The sequence below is a fragment of the Microterricola viridarii genome (genome assembly GCF_001542775.1).
Taxonomy (GTDB): domain Bacteria; phylum Actinomycetota; class Actinomycetes; order Actinomycetales; family Microbacteriaceae; genus Microterricola; species Microterricola viridarii_A.
In genome coordinates this window covers 1537508-1552786 of sequence record NZ_CP014145.1, presented here as the reverse complement: position 1 = coordinate 1552786, position 15279 = coordinate 1537508, and the positions used below count along the sequence as shown (strand labels likewise).

Annotated in this window: 16 protein-coding genes; 11 read left to right on the top strand and 5 right to left on the bottom strand. The window is 68.7% G+C overall.

Annotated features, from left to right (window positions below; translation table 11 throughout):
* Positions 1-111: 111 nt before the first annotated feature.
* The 3 genes from AWU67_RS07170 to AWU67_RS07160 are packed head-to-tail and all read right to left on the bottom strand — an operon-like array spanning position 112 to position 2812.
* Complete coding sequence (locus AWU67_RS07170; protein WP_082716829.1) at positions 112-873, bottom strand: alpha/beta fold hydrolase; 762 nt, start codon at positions 871-873, stop codon at positions 112-114.
* A complete protein-coding gene (locus AWU67_RS07165) occupies positions 870-1514 on the bottom strand; it encodes a response regulator (protein ID WP_067227367.1) in 645 nt (214 codons plus the stop codon). Before AWU67_RS07165 ends, AWU67_RS07170 begins: the two co-directional genes overlap by 4 nt.
* On the bottom strand, positions 1511-2812 hold the full coding sequence (locus AWU67_RS07160; RefSeq protein ID WP_067227366.1) for a sensor histidine kinase: 1302 nt from the start codon (positions 2810-2812) through the stop codon (positions 1511-1513). The genes AWU67_RS07165 and AWU67_RS07160 overlap by 4 nt, the downstream gene beginning before the upstream one ends.
* Positions 2813-2919: 107 nt before the next feature.
* Between AWU67_RS07160 and lepA the strand changes: the two genes are divergently transcribed.
* The 5 genes from lepA (at position 2920) to AWU67_RS07135 (ending at position 8941) form a co-directional block, all read left to right on the top strand.
* Positions 2920-4770 carry a translation elongation factor 4 gene (gene lepA / locus AWU67_RS07155; RefSeq protein WP_067227365.1) on the top strand — a complete coding sequence of 617 codons (1851 nt, stop codon included), beginning with the start codon at positions 2920-2922 and terminating at the stop codon, positions 4768-4770.
* 401 nt (positions 4771-5171) lie between these two features.
* On the top strand, positions 5172-6023 hold the full coding sequence (locus AWU67_RS17330) for a hypothetical protein (RefSeq protein WP_067227364.1): 852 nt from the start codon (positions 5172-5174) through the stop codon (positions 6021-6023).
* Between the two features lie 74 nt (positions 6024-6097).
* Entirely contained in the window at positions 6098-6745 is a 648-nt protein-coding gene (locus tag AWU67_RS07145) for a DUF1990 family protein (protein WP_067227363.1), read from the top strand.
* A 6-nt stretch (positions 6746-6751) separates the two neighbouring features.
* Positions 6752-8002, top strand: a complete 1251-nt coding sequence (gene hemW, locus AWU67_RS07140; RefSeq protein ID WP_067227362.1) for a radical SAM family heme chaperone HemW — start codon at positions 6752-6754, stop codon at positions 8000-8002.
* 126 nt (positions 8003-8128) lie between these two features.
* Positions 8129-8941: a histidine phosphatase family protein gene (locus tag AWU67_RS07135; RefSeq protein WP_067227361.1), complete on the top strand. Its 813-nt coding sequence runs from the start codon at positions 8129-8131 to the stop codon at positions 8939-8941.
* An 83-nt stretch (positions 8942-9024) separates the two neighbouring features.
* On the opposite strand, the gene AWU67_RS07130 is transcribed toward AWU67_RS07135, so the two are convergent.
* The gene (locus tag AWU67_RS07130; RefSeq protein WP_067227360.1) at positions 9025-9399 is read right to left on the bottom strand and encodes a DUF4870 domain-containing protein; all 375 of its coding nucleotides are present in this window, start codon (positions 9397-9399) and stop codon (positions 9025-9027) included.
* A 133-nt stretch (positions 9400-9532) separates the two neighbouring features.
* Positions 9533-9802: a DUF4870 domain-containing protein gene (locus tag AWU67_RS17505; RefSeq protein WP_234407418.1), complete on the bottom strand. Its 270-nt coding sequence runs from the start codon at positions 9800-9802 to the stop codon at positions 9533-9535.
* A 557-nt stretch (positions 9803-10359) separates the two neighbouring features.
* Here AWU67_RS17505 and hrcA point away from each other — a divergent pair.
* The 6 genes from hrcA to ybeY all read left to right on the top strand — a co-directional run bounded on the left by hrcA (position 10360) and on the right by ybeY (position 15276).
* Positions 10360-11382, top strand: a complete 1023-nt coding sequence (hrcA, locus tag AWU67_RS07120; protein ID WP_067227359.1) for a heat-inducible transcriptional repressor HrcA — start codon at positions 10360-10362, stop codon at positions 11380-11382.
* A 69-nt stretch (positions 11383-11451) separates the two neighbouring features.
* Positions 11452-12564 (top strand): molecular chaperone DnaJ, encoded by a 1113-nt coding sequence (dnaJ, locus tag AWU67_RS07115; protein ID WP_067227358.1) that lies wholly within the window; start codon positions 11452-11454, stop codon positions 12562-12564.
* Between the two features lie 5 nt (positions 12565-12569).
* Positions 12570-13322, top strand: coding sequence for a 16S rRNA (uracil(1498)-N(3))-methyltransferase (locus AWU67_RS07110; RefSeq protein ID WP_067227357.1), 753 nt, complete (start codon positions 12570-12572; stop codon positions 13320-13322).
* A gap of 19 nt (positions 13323-13341) precedes the next feature.
* The gene (locus AWU67_RS07105; protein ID WP_067227356.1) at positions 13342-13713 is read left to right on the top strand and encodes an HIT domain-containing protein; all 372 of its coding nucleotides are present in this window, start codon (positions 13342-13344) and stop codon (positions 13711-13713) included.
* A 67-nt stretch (positions 13714-13780) separates the two neighbouring features.
* Positions 13781-14800, top strand: coding sequence for a PhoH family protein (locus AWU67_RS07100; RefSeq protein ID WP_082717152.1), 1020 nt, complete (start codon positions 13781-13783; stop codon positions 14798-14800).
* Positions 14801-14814: 14 nt separating this feature from the next.
* Entirely contained in the window at positions 14815-15276 is a 462-nt protein-coding gene (ybeY, locus tag AWU67_RS07095; protein ID WP_067227354.1) for an rRNA maturation RNase YbeY, read from the top strand.
* Positions 15277-15279: the final 3 nt, after the last annotated feature.

Here is a 15279-nt window from a genome sequence, read left to right as displayed (position 1 = left end):
TCCTTGCTTAGATGTGTATTCGGATTGTGCCGCTTGACGGTAGAGGGGCGTCTCGCGGCAATCGTGTGAAGTGGTGGGATACACACGGAAGCCAACAGGCAACTTTACCAGCTATTCGGCCGAGTCTCCAACCAAACGGGTCTCGTCGTCCAATTCGCCGTCCAACTCTGCAGCAACTCGGCTCACGATCTCGGTGAATTCGCGCGGCCGCACCAGGCTGACCAGGTGCGTCGCGCCGAGGATCAGCACACGCTCGGTGCGCGGGTTCGCGCGCAGGAAGCGCGCCTCGTCCAACCGGAAATGGTCCAGGGCGCCGTTCACGATCCACACCCGGCCGGGGTAGGAGCGGAGGCCCGCCAGAGGGTCCAAGCTGCCCGCCGCGCGCAGGGCGGCATCCATCACGTCCAGCGCGATGCCGCCGGCGCCGAGGTCGACGGATGCCTGGCGGCCGACGGCCAGGCGCGCCATCGTGTTGTTCAACGCGAGGCCCTTGTCCGGCAGCCGCCTGATCGCGGCGGCCAGCCCCCGGTAGCCGGCGAGGCCGACGCCGCGCGGCAGCGTCGAGCAGCTGGCGGCGATCAGGCCGGCCACGTTCTGCGGATGCCGCGCCGCGTACTCGATCGAGAAGTAGCCGCCGAGCGACAACCCCACCAACAGCACCCGCCCGCCGAGCCGACGCACGCCGTCGTCGATCGCCGCAATCGCGCCGGCGACCGTGAACGGTTCGCCGATGCGCGTGCCGTGCCCGGGCAGGTCGACGGCCAGCGCCGGCCGCCCGGCTGCCCCGAGGGCTTCCAGCTGGCCGCGCCACATGCTCGCGGAGGTGCGGATGCCGTGCACCAGCAGCACCGGGAGCACCGGGTCGGCGTTCATGGCCGGCTGCGGATCGCCCCGGACGCCTGCGCCGTGGCGACGGCCGCGGTGCGCGAGGAAACGCCCAGCTTGGTGAAGATGTGCACCAGGTGCGACTTGACCGTCGCCTCGCTGAGGAAGAGCCGCTTGCCGATCTCGCGGTTGCTCTGGCCCTCGGCGACCAGGCCGAGCACCTCCGCCTCGCGCAGCGTGAGCGGGGAGCCGGCGGCATCCGCCCTGCTCTGCAGCAGCAGCTCGATCGCGGGGGAGATGGCGCTCTCTCCGGCTGCTGCGGCCCGCACGGCGGCGATCAGTTCGGCCGGCGGGGCGTCCTTCAGTAGGTAGCCGCTGGCGCCGGCCTCCACGGCGCCGAGGATGTCGGCGTCGGTGTCGTAGTTGGTGAGGACGAGCACCCGCGCCGCGCCGGCCGCGGCCCGGATCTCCCGGGTGGCATCGGCGCCCTGCATGCTGCTGGCGGCGCCGGAGGAGCCGAACTGCAGGTCCATCAGCACGACGTCGAACTCCTGCCGCGCGCACAGCTCGACGGCGCGTTCGGCCGTCGCCGCCTCTGCGAGCACCGCGATGTCGGCCTCGGAGGAGAACAGCGCCTTGAGCCCGGCGCGCACGACGGGGTGGTCGTCGGCCAGCAGCATCCTGATCACAGGGTGACCTCCAGGGTTGACGGGGCAGATGGCGGGACTGAAATGGGCGGTGCCGCCTCCAGCGGCAGCGAGACGGCGATGGCGGTGCCGGAACCCGGCGCCGTCTCGACGCTGAGCAGGCCGCCGAGCCGCTCCACCCGTTGCCGGATGGTCGCCAGCCCGAAGGACTCGCCCCGGTGCTCAGCGCTGCGGGCGGCATCCGGCTCGAAGCCGACTCCGTCGTCGACGATGTCGAGGGTGACCTCATCGCTCATGAAGCTCAGCGTCACAGCCGCGCGCCGGGACTCGGAGTGTTGCAGCACATTGGCCAGCGAGCCCTGCGCGATGCGCAGCAGCGTCGTCTCCTGCGCCATGGGCAGTTCGCGCGGTTCCCCGCTGAGGTGGAACGTGACCGTGGTCGGGGCGTCCGGCCGGGTGGATGCCGACTGCGCACTGATCGAGGCGGCGAGGCGCGACAGGGCGGCCGGTAGCGACTGCTCGTCGAGGGCGGGGGCGCGTAGCTCGCGGATGAACCGGCGGGTCTCGGTGAGCCCGTCGGCGGCGGTGCGTCGCGCCTGTTGCACGCGCTCCAGTGCCGTCGGGTCGGTGATGCCGCGCTCGGCGGCGTGCAGCAGAAGCTGGATGCTGGAGAGTCCCTGGGCGACGGTGTCGTGGATGTCGCCGGCCAGGCGCTGCCGCTCGGCCAGCGTGCCCGCCTCGCGCGCCGTCGACGCCAGGCGCTCCCTGGTCGCCAGCAGGTCGTCGATGAGCAGCTTGCGCTCCGCCGACTCGCGGTAGAGCGCCCGGTAGGCCAGGCCGAGCACGACCGCCGCGGCAGCCCCGATGATCGGGCCGATGAAGATGGTGGGGCTCCAGCCGAGGTCCATGCCGAGCGCAACGATTGACATCAGCGTGGTCACCACGACGATGGGCACGCTCCAGCGCGGCGGGAACAGGTGCAGCGCGATGAAGAAGAGGGCGAAGACGATGTAGGCCGCCTCTGAGGCGAGCAGTGTCAGGGCGAGCCAGACCAGCACGAGCGCGAGGAACCAGACGGCCTGCACCCAGCGCGGCATCGCGTGCCGGGCGAAGAACAGTCCGAGCGCGTAGACCACGAGAAGCAGCACGCAGAGGCCGATGACCAGCCGGGGCATCGGCCAGGTACCGAGCATGGCGCGCACGGCGACGAAGGCGGTGAGGCCGATCATCAGGGCGTGCAGGCTGAACTGCATCGCCACGAACACGGGAGTGAGCGCCGAGTGCGCGGCGCTCGGCGCGCTCGGCTCTGTCGGCGGTTTCTGCTGAGCGGTGCTTGTCATCGGCGCCAGCCTAGTCAGGGCGGCGGGCGCCCGGCATCCGTCGAAAGATCCACTCAATTCATATGGAGTCCACCGAAGGGCGCCGGGCATGGGAGAATGGCCACACAATGTCACCACGAGCTTTGAAGGCCCTCGAGCCCGCGTCCACAGACCCCGCGTTCATCCGCAATTTTTGCATCATTGCGCACATCGACCACGGCAAGTCCACCCTTGCCGACCGCATGCTGCAGATGACGGGGGTGGTCAGCGACCGAGACATGCGCGCCCAGTACCTCGACCGCATGGACATCGAGCGAGAGCGCGGCATCACCATCAAGAGCCAGGCCGTGCGGATGCCGTGGGCACTCGGCTCGCAGAGCTACGCGCTGAACATGATCGACACCCCCGGGCACGTCGACTTCAGCTACGAGGTCTCCCGCTCGCTCGCCGCCTGCGAGGGTGCAGTGCTGCTCGTGGACGCAGCCCAGGGCATCGAGGCCCAGACGCTCGCGAACCTGTACCTGGCGCTTGAGAACGACCTCACGATCATCCCCGTGCTGAACAAGATCGACTTGCCCGCCGCCGACCCCGACAAGTACGCGAAGGAGCTCGCCAGCCTGATCGGCGGCGACCCCGACGACGTGCTGCGGGTCTCCGGCAAGACCGGCATGGGCGTCGAGGACCTGCTCGACCGCGTGACCGAGCGCATCCCGGCACCGAAGGGCGACCCGAGCGCCCCCGCCCGCGCCATGATCTTCGACTCCGTCTACGACAGCTACCGCGGCGTCGTCACCTATGTGCGCATGATCGACGGCCAGCTGAACCCGCGTGAGCGCATTCAGATGATGTCGACCCGTGCCACCCACGAGATCCTCGAGATCGGCGTGAGCTCGCCAGAGCCCACCCCGAGTAAGGGGCTCGGCGTCGGCGAGGTCGGCTACCTGATCACCGGCGTGAAGGACGTGCGCCAGTCCAAGGTCGGCGACACCGTCACGACCGCGTCAAAGCCGGCCACCGAGGCTCTCCCCGGCTACACCGAGCCGCTGCCCATGGTCTTCTCCGGCCTGTACCCGATCGACGGCTCCGACTACCCGATCCTGCGCGAGGCCCTCGACAAGCTCAAACTGTCGGATGCCGCGCTCGTCTACGAGCCCGAGACTTCCGTCGCCCTCGGCTTCGGTTTCCGCTGTGGCTTCCTCGGCCTGCTGCACCTCGAGATCATCACCGAGCGCCTCGAGCGCGAGTTCGGCCTGGACCTCATCGCGACGGCCCCGTCCGTGATCTACGAGGTCACCACTGAGGACAAGAAGACGGTCACCGTCACGAACCCGAGCGAGTTCCCGGTCGGCAAGATCTCCGCGGTGAGCGAGCCCGTCGTCAAGGCGGCCATCCTCGCCCCCAAGGACTACGTCGGCGTCATTATGGAGCTCTGCCAGGGCCGCCGCGGCGTGCTACTCGGCATGGATTACCTCGGCGAGGACCGCGTCGAGATTCGTTACACGATGCCGCTCGGCGAGATCGTGTTCGACTTCTTCGACAACCTGAAGTCGAAGACGGCCGGTTACGCCTCCCTCGACTATGAGCCGGCCGGCGAGCAGACCGCCGACCTGGTGAAGGTCGACATCCTGCTGCAGGGCGAGCAGGTCGACGCGTTCAGCGCCATCGTGCACCGCGACAAGGCCTACGCCTACGGCGTGCTGATGACCACGCGCCTGCGCGAGCTGATCCCGCGCCAGCAGTTCGAGGTGCCGATCCAGGCCGCCATCGGCGCCCGCATCATCGCCCGTGAATCCATCCGCGCCATCCGCAAGGACGTGCTGGCCAAGTGCTACGGCGGTGACATCAGCCGCAAGCGCAAGCTCCTCGAGAAGCAGAAGGAGGGCAAGAAGCGCATGAAGATGGTCGGTCGCGTCGAGGTCCCGCAGGAGGCGTTCGTCGCCGCTCTGACAGGTGACGTCGAGAAGAAGGACAAGAAGTAGCCCCAGGCTCTCTGGAGACGGCGGCCGGCGGAATCTTCCGCCGGCCGCCGTTTGCGTTCGCGCTAGACTGTGGCCATGTCGCTCGCCTTGGGGGAATCACGCGCGTCGCCCTCGCGCTCAGTTGCATGTTCGGTCTGGCCGCCTGTGCTGCCCCGCTGGATTCGGTCGGCGGCTCGACAACACGGCCGACGCCGACGCGGACGGAGAGTGCCGCGCCGGTGCCCACTGCTTCCCCCGCGCCGTCCGGGCCGGGCACACGGCCCGTATCGCGGGTGCCGCTCGGCTGTGCACAGCTGATCGGCGGTGACGCGCTCGCATCGGGTCTTGGCTTTGCGCCAGCAGCGGTCAACCCGGTTGTTCACCCACTCGCCAATGGATCGGCGGCCTCCTGGCAGGCGGGGATGCTGAACTGCGAATGGAGCAGTTCGGCCGGCACAGAGGGACCACGCCTCACCGTGGAGATCCTGCCCGATGCCGTCGGCGAGTACTTCGACTTCGTCGAGGGGCTGCCGCTGGCCGACTCCCAGTTGGGGCTGATCGGCCCGGACTCGCGGATTAATTGTTACGCGGACACCGAGGGGAGCTCGTGTTCCGCCTCGTTCCTGGCTGACGGCTACTGGGTGGACTTCGAATTCACGCGGCCGGCGGCCGACCCCGCGCCGACGATCGAGGAGACCCGTTCGGTCGCCGTGGTCACCGGCACGGCGATCCGCGACTCGTTGCAGGCAGCGGGTGAACCGCTGCCGCAGTTCCAGCCGCCGGCCGATTCACTCGCGGCGTGGGACGACTGCGGCGTGGTCGACGGCGACGGGAGCTTCCGCACGGCGCTGGGCTCGCCGTCGTTGGGCGAAGCCGAGGCACGGGATTCCGAGGGTGCGATCGCAATGTTCGCCATCGCCTGGCAGCGCGCCGACTTCCTCTCCTGTGACTGGCGTCAAGCCGACCCATACGAGGCTCCGGCGGGGGAGCTGCGGCTCCTGGGCGTCAACATCCTGCCTGGCGGCGGCTGGGCGTGGCCGGAGCTCTCGGAGGTCGCCCTCTCCCGCGACGGAGCGACCGACGTCGCCATCGAGGGTGCCGAACAAGCGGTGGCGAGCTGCATCTGGGACGACGAGCACTCGGGCTGCACCGTCGAGGCGTTGGTCGACGGCAGCTACCTCTACGTCGACACCGGCTATGACGAGGCCGCAGATGGCTCGGCCCGGGAGCGGGCCATCGAAGCCATGGGGATCCTCATCTCCCGCCTGGGCTGACCGCGGTACGCCCGTTGTCAGCTTCGTCGCCTACGCTGTATGAGGGGTTTTTCCGAAGAAAGTAGTGTCAGCACGTGCGCCGTTCCACATACACAGACCAACCGGTCAGCTACGGCGCGATCGGTGGCACGATGGCCCCCGACCTGATGAGCTACCCGCCGGCCGGCTTCCGCCCGGCCGAGCACAGCACCCAGCTCGGCAGCGGTGCCGAGCGATTCGCCACGGCATCCGCGAGCCTGATGACCTGGGGCGTACAGCGCGGCAGCGGCATCGAGGTGACCGACACCAATCAGGGCACCGGCGAGCAGTACCACGGCCTGGCGCTCGACGCCGAGGGAGTTCCGCGCCCCGACCAGCCCCAGCGCGCCAGCGAGGAACGCTTCGGCCCTGACGGCACCCCGTTCATCACGGCCGGCATGACCGCCGTGCTGCACATCACCGCCTGGCGGATGACGGTCACCGCCCCCGTGCGCGTCGTGCTCGTCGTCGACGAGCCCGGGCGCCTCGGCTTCGCCTACGGCACCATGCCGGGGCACCCGGAGAACGGCGAGGTGCTGTTCGTGGTCGAGCACCGCGACGACGATTCCGTCTGGCTGGTGATCCGCAGCTTCTCGCAGCCGAGCTCGACCCGTTGGAAGCTCGTCCGGCCGCTGATGCGACTGCAGGAACGCGCGTACACCCGCCGCTACCTGCGGGCCCTGCACCCCGTGGCTTCGGCGTAGACCTCGATGGCCAGCGCCCTGCCCCTCGGTGACCCTGCCCCGAGCGACGGACTCCTGCCCGCGACCGCCGCCGTCGGCGCACACGATCGCGCATTCAGCGTCTACCTGCACGTGCCGTTCTGCCGCGTGCGCTGCGGCTACTGCGACTTCAACACGTACACTGCGACCGAGCTGCGCGGTGCCAAACAGAGCGACTACGCGAGCGAGGCCGTGCTCGAGATCCAGCACAGCGCCCGCATCCTGGCTGCCTCCGGCGTTCCAGCGCGGCCGGCGTCCACGGTCTTCTTCGGAGGCGGAACCCCGACGCTGCTCCCGGCGGCCGACCTGGTGAAAATGCTCGACGCCGTCCGTGCCGAGCACACGCTTGCGCCGGGCGCCGAGATCACGACAGAGGCGAACCCCGATTCCGTCGACCGCGACTACCTGCAGACGTTGAAGGATGCCGGCTTCACCCGCGTCTCCTTCGGCATGCAGTCTGCCGTCCCGCACGTGCTCGCCACCCTGGAGCGCACGCACGACCCGGCCCGCGTGCCGCTCGTGGTGCGCTGGGCCCGCGAGGTCGGACTCGACGTCAGCGTCGATCTGATCTACGGCACCCCGGGTGAGTCGCTGGACGACTGGCGGGCGAGCCTCGAGCACGCCATCGCGCAGCAGCCGGACCACCTCAGTGCCTATTCGTTGATCGTCGAGGACGGCACCAAGCTGGCCAGGCAGATCCGCCGTGGCGAGGTCGCCCAGCCGGATGAGGACCTGCAGGCCGACATGTACGAGCTGGCCGACGAACTGCTGGCGGCCGCCGGCTACGACTGGTACGAGGTGAGCAACTGGGCGCGCGGTGTCGAGCACCGTTCGGAGCACAACCTCGCCTATTGGCGCAGCAACGACTGGTGGGGCATCGGGCCGGGCGCGCACAGCCACGTCGGCGGGGTGCGCTGGTGGAACGTGAAGCACCCGGCCGCCTACGCCGAACGCGTGCAGGCCGGGCTCTCGCCCGCCGCCGGGCGCGAGACACTCTCGGCCGAGGTGCGTGAGTTCGAGCGTGTGCTGCTGCTCGCCCGCATCCGGGAGGGCATCCCCGTCGCCTCGCTGCGGGCGTCCGGCAGGCTCGCGGTGGCCGCGCTGATCGCCGACGAGCTCATCGACGCCCGGGCTGCAATCGCCGGCCGGGTGGAGCTGACATTGCGTGGGCGGTTGCTGGCCGACGCCGTCGTGCGGCGGCTCCTCGATGACGACGAAACCGCCACCGCCGAGGTCTAGGACTGGGCCCGGATTGTCGTGTAAAACGGCGCCACATGAACCAAAGTCGAATTGTTACCAAACGTCGTTCGGTTTTCAGATAGCCTGCGTTCATCTGTTCCCCGTTCCTCGAAAGGACCCCAGACAATGTCGTCTCGTCGTGCACTCCGTACCGCGATTGCGAGCCTCGCCGCCGTCGCCACGCTCTTCTCTCTCGCCCTGGCCGCTCCCGCGTTCGCCGACAATGGCAAGGATTCCCCGTCTTCTAGCCAGTCGTCGAACGATAAGTCGGGCAAGGGCTCCGAGGTCACGATCTACCTCACCCGCCACGGTGAGACCTGGCTCAACAAGACCCACCGCATGCAGGGCTGGTCGGACTCACCGCTCACCGAGAAGGGTGAGCTGGTCGCCACGCAGCTCGGCACCGGGCTGGCCAAGGCCGGCGTGAAGTTCAAGTCCGCCTACTCGGCCGACAACGTGCGTCACTACGAGACGGCCGTGCTCGCGCTCAGCGCCCTGCGCTACAAGGACGAGCCCGTGCGCGACAAGCGCCTGCGCGAGGTTGCCTTCGGAAAGTTCGAGGGTGAGACTCAGGCCGCGACCGGCGCAGCGGTCGGCGCGTTCGTGAAGGGCCCGGCCGTCAGCGACTTCCTCAACGCAATCGTCGAGGTGAATGCAGACAGCGGTCTGCTCGCTGAGACCGAGGAGCAGGTCAGCACCCGCGCGCTGGCTTCGCTGAACGAGATCGCGGCCGCCCAGGCCAAGAAGGGCGGCGGCAACGTGCTCGTCGTCTCCAGCGGCATCACGATCATCGCCGTCCTCGACGCCCTGGGCGCCGACACCAGCACCCTCCCCGCTGGCATCGCCAACGCCGCCGTGAACAAGCTCACCTACAAGAAGGGCGTCTGGACGGTTGTTTCGATGAACGACACCAGCTACGTCGAGGCTGGCGCGAAGTAGTCGAGTTCCAGGCACAACAGAGAATGCGCCCCCGTTGATTCAACGGGGGCGCATTCTCTGTTGTGGCGAGAGTCTTGCTCTAGCTAGCTGACGAACTTGATCGACAGCGGGTACGTGTATGCCTCGCCCGCGTTGGCTTTGACGGCCGCGATGATGCTGAACACGATGATCAGGATGCTGACGGCCGCGAGGATGAAGAAGCCGATGACGAGGAAGATCAGGATCGATCCGACGATCGATGCGATCGCCATCGTGATCTGGAAGTTCAGCGCACTCGCGGCGTGGGCGCGGATGAACGGGCCCTTGTCCTTGAGCACCAGGTAGCCGACCAGCGACGGGATGAACGAGAAGAAGATGCCACCGACGTGGATCAACGTCGCCCAGAGCTTCTCGTCGGCCGGGCTCAGCTGAGTCGGGCCCTGGTAGGGCGTGGCGGGGGGAGGCGGTGCGGCGGACATTGTGTCTCCTTGTTTGTGTTCGCGGTTCGAGTTCGCGGACACCGCGTTCGGGCGGCGGCGTGCGAACGGGCCTGTGAAAGCTCCCACTCTCGCATAGCCGCCACGCGAATGCAGCAGAAAACGCCGAAGCGGTCTACTTGATCATGCGGATCGCGAACGGGTAGCGGTAGCCGCGCCCGTCCTTCACCTGGGCGAAGGCGATGATCGAGAAGATGACGCCGAGCAGCCAGATCAGCCAGGACAGGCTGTACAGGAAGCTCAGGATGCCGAACGATGCGATCGCGAGCACCGAGACGATGAGGAAGAGCGCGACCTGGGCCATCAGCAGGGTGAGCTGGAAGTTCAGCGCTTCCTTCGCCTCTGTGTTCGTGAAGCGACCGCGATCCTTGAAGATCAACCAGATGATCAGTGAGGGCAGGAAGCTCAGGATGCCGCCCAGGTGTGCGAAGGAGGCCCACTGGATGTCGGCCTCCTGGCTGAGCGGGGCGGCCGGTGCCGGGTTGGCGTACGGGTTCTCCGGTGGGGCCGGCGGCGCGGGGGCGCCGTGTTGGCGTAGGGGTTCCCCGGCGCGCCGGGCTGCGCAGGCGGTGGCGGGGGAGCGGTGTTGGCGTACGGGTTCGCCGGCGCGCCGGGCGGCACGGCGGGGGCCGGGGGAGTCGGTGCCCCACCGTAGGGAACCTCAGGTTGGGCGGGCGGGGCCGGGGGCGTGGGCGGCGTCGGCGGCTGCTGGGTCGGGTCGTAGGGGGGAATTGGGGCAGCGGGGTCAGTCATGATCGGCCCTTTCCATTCAGAGGGACGGCGGGCGCGCTTCCCGCACACCCATAAGCTAGCCCCGCCGGTGCCGTGCGGCAACGCTCCTCACAGCCATCTCGCGATATGATTAGCACTCAGGAGTAGTGAGTGCCAGCTGTCCGCACCGGACGGCCCCCGGTTCTCGCACGCACAGTGGAGGCGGTGCACATGGTTTCAGAGCGAAGCCTCGAGGTCCTGCGCGTCATCGTGCAGGACTACGTATCGTCACGCGAGCCCGTCGGCTCGAAGTCCATCGTCGAACGGCACTCCTTCGGAGTCTCCGCCGCCACCATCCGCAACGACATGGCGCAGCTGGAGGAGGAGGAGCTGATCACCGCTCCGCACACCTCCTCAGGCCGCATCCCCACCGACAAGGGCTACCGGCTCTTCGTCGACCAGCTGAGCGATGTGCGCCCCCTGAGCAGCGCCCAGCGGCACGCCATCGAGACCTTCCTCGGCCAATCCGCCGACCTCGACGAGGTGCTCGCGCGCACGGTGCGCCTGCTCTCGCAGCTCACCCACCAGGTCGCGATGGTGCAGTACCCCTCGCTCAGCCGGGCCACGGTGAAGCACGTTGAGCTCGTGCGGTTGAGCGAGAACCGCATGCTGTCGGTGCTGATCACCGACAGCGGCCGGGTCGAACAGCGCGTCCTCGACACCGTCATCGATGTCAGCGAGGCGCAGCTCGCGGGGCTGCGGGCCACCGCGAACGAGACGCTGGTCGGTTTGGGCATGACGGATGCCGCGGCCGCAGCGGCCGGGCTGGCCGCAGCCGCCCCGCAACCGCTGGCCGGGCTGGCCGCCGTCATCGCAGACACGCTCATCGACCAGGTGCTGGCCAACAGGGCCGACCGTCTGGTGATGGCCGGCGCCGCGAACCTGGTGCGCACGGAAGAAGACTTCACGGGGAGCATCTTCCCCGTGCTCGAGGCCATCGAGGAGCAGGTGGTGCTGTTGCGCCTGCTCGGTGAGATGGCCGGCGACCAGCACGGCGTATCGGCGAGCATTGGGCGCGAGAACGCCTCCTTCGGGCTCGGCGAGACCTCCGTGCTCAGCAGCAGCTACCACTCGGCCGGCTCAGAGCTGGCCCGGGTGGGCGTGCTCGGCCCGCTGCGCATGGATTACTCCAACAACATGGCCGCCGTCCGCGCGGTCGCTCGGTACTTGTCCAGACTCTTGGGCGAAAACTAGTCAGACGAATCGCCCCGCAGCACCGCACGCCGATCGCGTTGTGCCCGGGGCCGGAAAGGAACGGCCGGAGTGGCTGACCACTACGAAGTACTTGGAGTCGCGCGCGACGCGACGACGGACGAGATCAAGAAGGCGTACCGCCGGCTTGCCCGCGAACTGCACCCCGACGTGAACCCCAGCGCCGAGGCATCCGAGCGCTTCAAATCTGTCACCCACGCCTACGACGTGCTGAGTGACGCCAAACAGCGCCAGAACTACGACATGGGCGGCCAGGGCGGATTCGGCGGCGGTGGCGGAGGTGACTTCGGCGGCTTCGGCGACATCTTCGAGACCTTCTTCGGTGGGGGAGGCGGCGGCGGCCGCCGCGGCCCGCGGTCCCGTCGGGAGCGCGGCCAGGACGCACTGCTCCGGGTCGAGCTCGACCTGGACGAGATCATCTTCGGCACGCACCGCGAGATCGAGGTCGACACGGCCGTGCTCTGCGAGACCTGCCAGGGCTCGTGCTGTGCCCCGGGCACAAGCCCGATCACCTGCGACATCTGCCACGGCACCGGAAGCATCCAGCGCGCCGTGCGCTCGCTGCTCGGCAACGTGATGACCTCCAGCCCCTGCGGCAGCTGCCACGGCTACGGCACCATCATCGCCACCCCCTGCCTGACCTGCTCCGGCCAGGGCCGCGTGCGCGCCCGTCGCACCGTTCCCGTCGACATCCCCGCCGGTGTCGACACCGGTGTGCGCCTGCAGATGCCCGGCAGCGGCGAGGCCGGCCCGGCCGGCGGCCCGAACGGCGACCTGTACCTCGAAATGAAGGTGCGCCACCACGATGTCTTCAGCCGAGACGGCGACGACCTCCTGGCCACCCTCGAGGTGGCCATGACCGACGCCATCCTCGGCACCAGCACCACCCTGCACGCCCTCGACGGCGACGTGGAGCTCGAGCTCAAGCCGGGCACGCAGAGCGCGGAGGTCATCACGATCAAGGACCGCGGTGTCGGCAAGCTGCGCGGCACCGGCCGCGGCGACCTGCGCATCGGCATCCAGGTGGTCACCCCGAGCAAGCTGAACGGCAAGGAGCGCGACCTGATCGAGCAGTTCTCCAAGATGCACAAGCACCCGGAGCCCTCGCTCAGCCAGTTCCACCAGGGCTTCTTCGCCAAGCTCCGCGACAAGTTCGTGGGCTGATCCCGGTGAGCTCGCTGTTCCTGCGTGAGGACCTCGACCCGGCTCAGGTTGCGGAGTCCGGCCTCGCCGCCGTCATCGGGGCCGAGGCCAAGCACGCCGTCACCGTCAACCGCACCCGCGTCGGCGAGCGGGTCTCGATCGGCAACGGCCGCGGTCTGATCGTGACCGGCCCTGTCGTGCGGGCGGATGCCGGCGAGCTCGCCATCCAGGCCGAACTGGTCGAGAACGTGCAGCCGGCCAGCCCGCGGCTGGTGCTCGTGCAGGCCCTGGCCAAGGGCGGGCGCGACGAGATGGCGGTGCAGGCCTCCACCGAGCTCGGCGTGGACGCCGTCATCCCGTGGAGCGCAGCGCGCTCCGTCTCCCGTTGGGAGGGCGCCAAGGTCGCCAAGGGCCAGGAACGTTGGGCGAGCATCGTGCGCGAGGCGAGCAAGCAGTCGATCCGCGCCTGGCTTCCCGACGTGACCACGCTGTTCTCCAGCAAGGACCTGGAGAGGCTCGCCGCGACGAGCCGGATGCTGGTGCTGGAACCCACGGCGGAGCTCGCGCTCACCGAGTGGACAGCGCACAGCGCCGGGCACGACGCAGAGCTCGACATCGTGCTCGTGGTCGGTCCGGAGGGCGGCATCGCCCCGAACGAGTTGGAGCGGCTGCAGGCCGCCGGGGCGACCCTGGTACGCCTCGGCTCCACCGTGCTGCGCACCTCAACGGCCGGCGCCGCCGCTCTCTCGGTGCTGAGTGCTCACCTCGGCCGCTGGTAGCGCGCCTTAAGATGGAGTCATGACTTCACTCGAGCCCACCATCTTCAGCCGCATCGTCGCGCGCGAGATCCCGGCCACCATCGTGGCCGAGACCGATAATGTCATCGCATTCCAGGACATCGCGCCGCAGGCGCCGCTGCACGTCGTCGTGACCACGAAGACGCAGGAGTACGCCAACGTGGTCGAGCTGGCGGCCGGCGACCCGGCCCTGCTGGCCGAGATGGTCGCCGTCGCCTCGCAGGTGGCAGAGGAGCTGGCACCGGAGGGCAAGACCCCCGGCCAGTTCCGCCTCATCTTCAACACCGGCGCCGAGTCCGGTCAGACCGTGTTCCACGTGCACGCCCACGTGCTCGCCGGAACCTTCAAGGAGGGCTCGCTTGTCGGCATCTAAGCAGGAATCACCTGAGCACGGCGCCGAACCGAGCGTCGAGAAACGACTCCTCATCGACGGCATCGCCATGGTGCGGTTGTTCGGCGCACAGGATCGACTGCTCTCCACCGTCGAGAACGAGTACCCGGATGTCGCAGTGCACGCCCGCGGCAACGAGATCACTCTCAGCGGCCCGAGCTCGCAGGTGCAGGCCGTCGCCCGACTGATCGAGGAGCTGCAGTCTGCCATGCGCGACGGTCAGGACATGAGCCCGCACGAGGTGTCGAGCTCTGCCCGCATCCTCGAGGCCGAGCAGGGCGTCACGCTGAACGACGTGCTCGGCCAGGCGATCCTCACCTCCAAGGGCAAGAGCATCCGGCCGAAGACGCGCGGCCAGAAGGCCTACGTCGACGCCATCGACGAGAACAGCATCGTCTTCGGCATCGGCCCGGCCGGAACCGGCAAGACCTACCTGGCGATGGCGAAGGCCGTACAGGCGCTGCAGCGCAAAGAGGTCGATCGGATCATCCTCACCCGGCCGGCCGTCGAGGCGGGCGAGCGGCTGGGCTTCCTGCCCGGCACCCTGACCGACAAGATCGACCCCTACCTGCGCCCGCTCTACGACGCACTGAGCGACATGATGGATCCCGAGCTGCTGCCCAAGCTGCTGGCATCCGGCACCATCGAGGTCGCCCCGCTCGCGTACATGCGTGGCCGCACCCTGAACTCCGCCTTCGTCGTGCTTGACGAGGCGCAGAACACCACGCCGGAACAGATGAAGATGTTCCTGACCCGGCTGGGCTTCGGCTCGAAGATGGTCGTCACCGGCGACGTGACCCAGGTCGACCTGCCCGCCGGGGCATCCGGTCTGCGCCTGGTCACCCGGGTGCTCGACGGCATCGACGACATCGCCTTCGCCCGACTGGGCAGCGAGGACGTGGTGCGGCACTCGCTGGTCGGCCGCATCGTCGACGCCTACACCGAGTACGACGCCAAGAAACAAGCCCTCCGCTTCGAGCGTGAAGAGGCCAGAGAATTCGCGAACCGGGCGGAGCGCCGCAGCGGCGCCCCGCGCGATCGCCAGCAGGGCCACGGCCCCCGCGCCTGAAAGGCAACACAACTATGAGCATTGAGATCAACAACGAGTCGGCCATCCCCGTCGATGAGGCCGCCATCCAGCGCCTCGCCGTCTACGCCCTGGACGCCCTGCACGTACACGCCGACGCCGAACTCGCCGTCGTGCTGGTCGACGAGGGCGCCATGGAGCAGCTGCACGTGCAGTGGATGGATGAGCCGGGCCCGACCGACGTGCTGAGCTTCCCCATGGACGAGCTGCGCCCCGGCACCGAGGACGCCCCGACGCCACCCGGTCTGCTCGGCGACATCGTGCTCTGCCCCCAGGTTGCGCAGGCACAGGCCGAGACGGCCGGCCACTCCACGCTCGCCGAGCTGCAGCTGCTCACCACGCACGGAATCCTGCACCTGCTCGGCTTCGACCACGCCGAACCCGACGAGGAGAAGGAGATGTTCGGCCTGCAGCGCGAGATTCTCGCCGGTTTCGCCGCACAGGAGCGTCAGCGCTAACGC

Excerpts from the sequence above, each read along its gene's own strand:
- AWU67_RS07105 (WP_067227356.1), top strand. The coding sequence starts at position 13,342 with ATGACTTCACTCGAGCCCACCATCTTCAGCCGCATCGTCGCGCGCGAG.
- AWU67_RS07170 (WP_082716829.1), bottom strand. The coding sequence starts at position 873 with ATGAACGCCGACCCGGTGCTCCCGGTGCTGCTGGTGCACGGCATCCGC.
- AWU67_RS07135 (WP_067227361.1), top strand. The coding sequence starts at position 8,129 with ATGTCGTCTCGTCGTGCACTCCGTACCGCGATTGCGAGCCTCGCCGCC.
- lepA (WP_067227365.1), top strand. The coding sequence starts at position 2,920 with ATGTCACCACGAGCTTTGAAGGCCCTCGAGCCCGCGTCCACAGACCCC.
- hrcA (WP_067227359.1), top strand. The coding sequence starts at position 10,360 with ATGGTTTCAGAGCGAAGCCTCGAGGTCCTGCGCGTCATCGTGCAGGAC.
- AWU67_RS07100 (WP_082717152.1), top strand. The coding sequence starts at position 13,781 with ATGGTGCGGTTGTTCGGCGCACAGGATCGACTGCTCTCCACCGTCGAG.
- hemW (WP_067227362.1), top strand. The coding sequence starts at position 6,752 with ATGGCCAGCGCCCTGCCCCTCGGTGACCCTGCCCCGAGCGACGGACTC.
- AWU67_RS07130 (WP_067227360.1), bottom strand. The coding sequence starts at position 9,399 with ATGTCCGCCGCACCGCCTCCCCCCGCCACGCCCTACCAGGGCCCGACT.
- AWU67_RS17330 (WP_067227364.1), top strand. The coding sequence starts at position 5,172 with ATGCTGAACTGCGAATGGAGCAGTTCGGCCGGCACAGAGGGACCACGC.
- ybeY (WP_067227354.1), top strand. The coding sequence starts at position 14,815 with ATGAGCATTGAGATCAACAACGAGTCGGCCATCCCCGTCGATGAGGCC.
- AWU67_RS07160 (WP_067227366.1), bottom strand. The coding sequence starts at position 2,812 with ATGACAAGCACCGCTCAGCAGAAACCGCCGACAGAGCCGAGCGCGCCG.